Raw genomic sequence first — 5,865 nt, forward strand, 5'->3', positions numbered from 1 at the left:
AACCCCAAACACCCCCAAACACACACCTACCTCACCACCCTCGCCACCCTCCACAGCCAGGGCACGGCCAACCTCAACTGGCAGCACCTCACCCCCGCCGCCCGCACCACGGACCTCCCCACCTACCCCTTCCAACGGCAGCGGCTCTGGCTCGACGCCGCGCCGCGCCAGGGCAGCCGCGGTCGGCACCCGTTCCTCACCGGCGAAGTGGATCTGGCCGCCGACAACGGTGTGCTGTTCACGGGCCGCCTGAGCCTCGACACCCACCCCTGGCTGGCCGACCACCGGGTGGGCTCGACCGTCCTCGTCCCCGGCACGGCGCTCCTCGAACTCGCCCTCCACGCCACCGAGNTCGAAACCCCCCTCACCCTCCACCCCGACCAGACCGTCGACCTCCAGGTCAGCGTGGGCGCCGTCGACGAGGCAGGGGGCGCCGCGCTGAGCGTCCACTCACGGGCTGCCGATGCCGGGCCCCGGTCGGCGTGGACGCGTCATGCCTCGGGCAGGCTCGCCGCGGACGATGGAACGGACACGCCGCCGGCCGCCGAACCCACGGGCGCCCGGGAGGCCCTGGCCGCGTGGCCGCCTCCGGGCGCCGAGCCCGTCGGTCAGGAGGAGCTGGACCGCCTCTACGAGCGGCTCTCCGCAGGAGGGTTGAGCTACGGTCCCGCCTTCCGAGGGCTGTGCGGTGCCTGGCGGGACGGGGAAACCGTCTACGCCGAGGTCGAGTTGCCCGGGGAGGCGGAGACGTCCGGGGCCGGCCTCTCGCTCCACCCGGCCCTGCTCGACGCCGCGTTGCACGCCATCGCCCTCGGCTCCTACACGACGTCGGACGCGGCCCACCTGCCGTTCCACTGGTCCGGAGTCCGGCTGACCGCCTCCGGTGCGGGCGGCCTGCGGGTGCGCATCACGCCGGGCGCGGAGCCGGACTCGGTCACGCTGCACGCCCTCGCCGTCAACCCCGACACCGCCGCCGAGGCCGAGGGCGGCACGCTTCTCGACGTCGAAGGGCTGCTGCTTCGGCCGCTGTCCGCCGTCCGGCCCGCCCGGCGGCGTGCCGCCGTCGACTCGCTGTACCGGCTGCGCTGGGTCTCGCCGGACGCGCCGGACGCCCCGCGCACCCCGACGCGCACTCCGCCGGTGAGCTGGGCCGTGCGGGCGGACGGCGGCGTGCCCGGCGAGCTCGTGGACGCGTACGCCGACGCGCTGCCCGGTACCGTCCTCCGCCTGCCCGGAGCGGACACGCCCGGCGGCGAGGCGGTACCCGAGGTCGTCGTCCTGCCCGTCGGACCCGGCCCCGAGGACGACCCCGAGGCCGTACCGGCCGCCGCGCACGCCCTGGCCTGCCGCGTGCTGGAAGCGGTGCAGAGCTGGCTGGCGGAGGACGGGTGGGTGGACAGCCGCCTGGTCGTGGTCACCCGCGGAGCCGTCGCCGCCGGGGAGGCCGAGAAGCCCGACCTCGCCGCGGCGCCGGTGTGGGGGCTGCTGCGCTCGGCACAGTCGGAGAACCCGGGCCGGATCGTGGTCGTGGACGTCGACGACGCCCCGGACTCCGTGCGCGCGCTGCCCACGGCTCTGGCGCTGGGCGAACCCCAACTCGCCGTTCGTGACGGCGAGTTTCTCGTGCCACGGCTCGCCGCCGCGGAGCCACCGGAGCTGTCTCCGCCGTCCTCGGGCACCTGGCGCCTGGACGTCACGGAGGCGGGCTCGCTGGACAACCTGGCCCTCGTCCCCGCACCGGAGGCCGTCGCGCCGCTGGAGCCGGGGCAGGTACGGCTCTCGGTGCGGGCATCCGGGCTCAACTTCCGTGACGCGCTGGGTGCGCTGGGCATGTACCCCGGCGGCGTGACGATCGGGGCCGAGGCCGCCGGTGTCGTGCTGGAGACGGCCCCGGACGTCACCGATCTGGCGCCCGGCGACCGGGTGTTCGGCATGGTGTCGGGAAGCGCCGGGCCGCTGGGCACGACCGACCGGCGGCTGCTGGCCCCGATGCCCGAGGGCTGGTCGTTCGCGCAGGCCGCGGCCGTCCCCGTGGTGTATCTGACCGCCTACTACGGGCTGGTGGACCTGGCGGGCGTCAAACCGGGCCAGTCCGTGCTGGTGCACTCGGCCGCGGGCGGCGTGGGAACGGCGGCCGTGCAGGTGGCGCGGCATCTGGGCGCCGAGGTGTACGGCACGGCGAGCCCCGGCAAATGGCCCGCCCTGAGGGCGCTCGGCCTGCCCGAGGAGCGCATCGCCTCCTCCCGCACGCTCGACTTCGCGAACGCCTTCCGGGCCGCCTCGCCGGACGGCGCGGGGGTCGACGTCGTCCTGAACTCGCTGACGCGGGAGTTCCTGGACGCCTCGCTGCGACTCGTCTGCCCCGGGGGACGCTTCCTGGAGATGGGCAAGACGGACGTGCGCGAGCCCGCCTCCGTCCATGCCGAACACGGCGTCGCGTACACGGCGTTCGACCTGGTGGAGGCGGGACCCGAGCGCATCGCCGACATGCTGGCCGAGGTGTTGGCCCTCTTCCGCTCCGGTGCGCTCGCCCTGCCGCCCGTGACCGCGTGGGACGTGCGCTCCGCGGGCGAGGCCCTGCGGCACCTGAGCCGGGCGCGGCACCGCGGCAAGGTCGTCCTGACGGTGCCGCGTCCGCTGGACGAGGACGGCACCGTGCTGGTCACCGGGGCCACCGGTGCCCTGGGCGGCCTCACCGCCCGCCACCTCGTCGCCGAGCACGGCGTGCGACGGCTGCTGCTGGCCGGACGGCGCGGAGCGGACGCCCCCGGCATGGCCGAGCTGGTCGCCGAGCTGGAGACCCGCGGCGCACACGTCACGGTGGCCCGCTGCGACGTCGCCGACCGCGCCGAGCTGACGCGACTGCTCGCCCGCGTGCCCGAGGCCCACCCGCTGACCGGAGTGGTGCACACGGCCGGCGTCCTGGACGACGGTGTGCTGCCGTCGATGACGCCGGAGCGGCTGCGCACCGTCTTCACGCCCAAGGTGGACGCCGCCTGGCTGCTCCACGAGGCCACCCGCGACGCCGACCTCGCCCTGTTCGCCGTCTTCTCCTCCGCCGCCGGGACGACGGGCGGCCCCGGGCAGGCCAACTACGCCGCGGCGAACGCGTTCCTCGACGCCCTCGCCCAGCACCGCCGCGCCCTCGGCCTCCCGGCCCTGTCGCTCGCCTGGGGGCTGTGGGACGAGCCCGGCGGCATGAGCACCGGGCTCGCGGAGGCCGACCGCCATCGCATGGCCCGCTCCGGCTCCGGCGTGCTCTCGGCACGCGAGGGCCTGCGGCTGTTCGACGCCGCCCTGGAGCTGGACGACGCCGTGTTGGTTCCGGTCGCGCTCGACGTCACCGCGCTCGGGGCCGGCGTCGGCCCCGAGGTCCCCGCCCTCCTGCGCGACCTGGTGCGGGGCGGCCACGGCACCGGTGGTGGGGGCTCCGCCCGTGCCTCCGGCGCCCCGACCGCTCCCGGCTCCTCCGCCCACCGCTCCGGCGCCGCCCGTGAGCGGGACGGCGGACGGTCCCTGGCCCGGCGTCTCGCCGCCGTCGGGACGGCCGCGGAACGGGAGGGGATGCTCCTCGACCTCGTCTGCGACCACGCCGCCGCGGTGCTCGGCCACGGGGACGCGGACGCCCTGGCACCGGACGACGCGTTCAAGGACCTCGGCTTCGACTCGCTGACCTCGGTCGAGCTGCGCAACCGGCTCGCCCGGGCGACGGGTTTGCGACTGCCCGCCGGGCTGCTCTTCGACCGTCCGACGCCACGCGCCCTTGCGGACCGCCTGTCCGCCCTGCTCGCACCCGAAGCACCGCGGGCGCCCGAAGCGCCCGACGGCGGCTCCTCCGGTGGCCCCGAACGGGTGGGGACGCCGTCGCCGGAGCCGGGGCGCGAGGCGGGGTGCGAGCCCGAGGCCGGCTCCACAGCGGAAATCGACTTCGACGCCCTGGACGCCCAGAGCCTCATCGACCTGGCGTTCAACGAGCCCGACTCCGGCTCCGACTCCGGCTCCGGCTCTGACTCCGGCTCTGACTCCGAATCGAACTTCTGACCTGGCGGGTGTGGTTTCGCGATGAGTGACATGTCGACGGAGAAGCTCGTCGAGGCCCTGCGCCGCTCGCTGCGCGAGGGCGAACGGCTGCGGCAGCAGAACCGCGCGCTGACGGAGGCGGCGCGCGAGCCGATCGCCATCGTCGGTATGGCGTGCCGCTTCCCCGGTGGGGTGACCTCGCCGGAGGAGCTGTGGGACCTGGTCGCGGCGGAGCGGGACGCCATGTCCCCGTTCCCGACGAACCGGGGCTGGGACCTCGACGCCCTCTACGACCCGGACCCCGAGACACCCGGCACCTGCTACGTGCGCGAAGGCGGCTTCCTGCACGACGCGGGGGACTTCGACGCCGCCCTCTTCGGGATCTCCCCGCGCGAGGCCCTGGCCATGGACCCGCAGCAGCGGCTCCTGCTGGAGACCTCCTGGGAGGCCGTCGAACGGGCCGGGCTCGACCCGCTGTCCCTGCGCGGCAGCGACACCGGCGTCTACGTCGGCGCGATGCGCCAGGACTACGGCCCCGCACTCCACCAGTCCGCCCTGTCGGCCCCGGCCGTCGAGGGGCACCGGCTGACCGGCATCGCCGCCAGCGTCATGTCGGGACGGCTGTCGTACGTGCTCGGCCTGGAGGGGCCCTCGGCGACCGTCGACACCGCCTGCTCGTCGGCCCTGGTCGCCCTCCACCTCGCCACCGGCGCCCTCCGCTCCGGCGAGTGCTCCATGGCGCTCGCCTGCGGCGCGACGATCATGGCCAGCCCCGGCACGTTCCTCGACTTCAGCCGCCAGCGCGGGCTCGCCGCCGACGGCCGCTGCAAGGCGTTCTCCGCCACCGCCGACGGCACCAACTGGGCCGAGGGCGTCGGCGTCCTGCTGCTGGAACGGCTCTCGGACGCGCGTCGCAAGGGGCACCGGGTCCTGGCCGTCGTCCGGGGGACCGCCGTCAACCAGGACGGCGCCAGCAACGGCCTCACCGCGCCCAACGGCCCCTCCCAGGAACGGGTCATCAGGGCGGCGCTGGCCGGCGCCGGGCTACGACCGGGCGACGTGGACGCCGTGGAGGCCCACGGCACCGGCACCGCCCTCGGCGACCCGATCGAGGCCGAGGCACTGCTCGCCACCTACGGCCGGGACCGTGCCCCGGACCGGCCGCTGTGGCTGGGGTCGGTGAAGTCCAACATCGGGCACACCCAGGCCGCGGCGGGCATCGCCGGGATCGTCAAGACGGTGCAGGCCATGCGGCACCGGCGGCTGCCCAGGACCCTGCACGTGGACACGCCCACCCCGCACGTGGACTGGGAGGCGGGAGGCGTCCGGCTGCTGACCGAGGCCCGCGCGTGGCCCGCAAGCGAGGACCGTCCGCGCCGCGCCGCCGTCTCCTCCTTCGGTGTCAGCGGAACCAACGCCCACGTCCTGCTGGAGGAGGCGCCGGAGCCCGAACCCGCCGCCCCGGCACCGGATCCCGGAACGTCGTCGGCCGGTGCCGCGCCGTCGTGGACTCCGGTACCGCTGTCGGGACGCACCCTTCCCGCGCTGCGCGCCCACGCCGACCGCGTCGGAGGCCTCGTCCGCGCCCGCCCGGACGTGGACCTCCCGAACCTCGCGCACGCCCTGGCCACCACCCGCGCCGCCCTCGACCACCGCGCGGTGGTGCTGGCGGACAACCGCGACACCCTGCTGGCGGAGCTCGACGCCCTGGCCCAGGGCGGCACCGAGCCCGCCGCCCGGAAGGGAACGGGACGCCGCCGGACGGCGTTTCTGTTCTCGGGTCAGGGGAGCCAGCGTCCGGGCATGGGACGCGAGCTCTACACCGCCTTCCCCGTCTTCGCCCAC

At 75.8% G+C, this 5,865-nt stretch carries 2 protein-coding genes; both read left to right on the plus strand.

From position 1 onward, the window contains the following. The coding region (locus tag HPT28_RS26280; protein ID WP_219094455.1) for an SDR family NAD(P)-dependent oxidoreductase at nt 1-4,041 on the plus strand (4,041 nt) is incomplete at its 5' end. 21 nt (nt 4,042-4,062) lie between these two features. Next, nucleotides 4,063-5,865 (plus strand): type I polyketide synthase (locus HPT28_RS26285; protein ID WP_306824671.1); only part of this gene is annotated, 1,803 nt, incomplete at its 3' end.

Origin of the sequence: Streptomyces sp. JJ38 (genome assembly GCF_019303475.1) — a bacterium.
Lineage (GTDB): Bacteria > Actinomycetota > Actinomycetes > Streptomycetales > Streptomycetaceae > Streptomyces.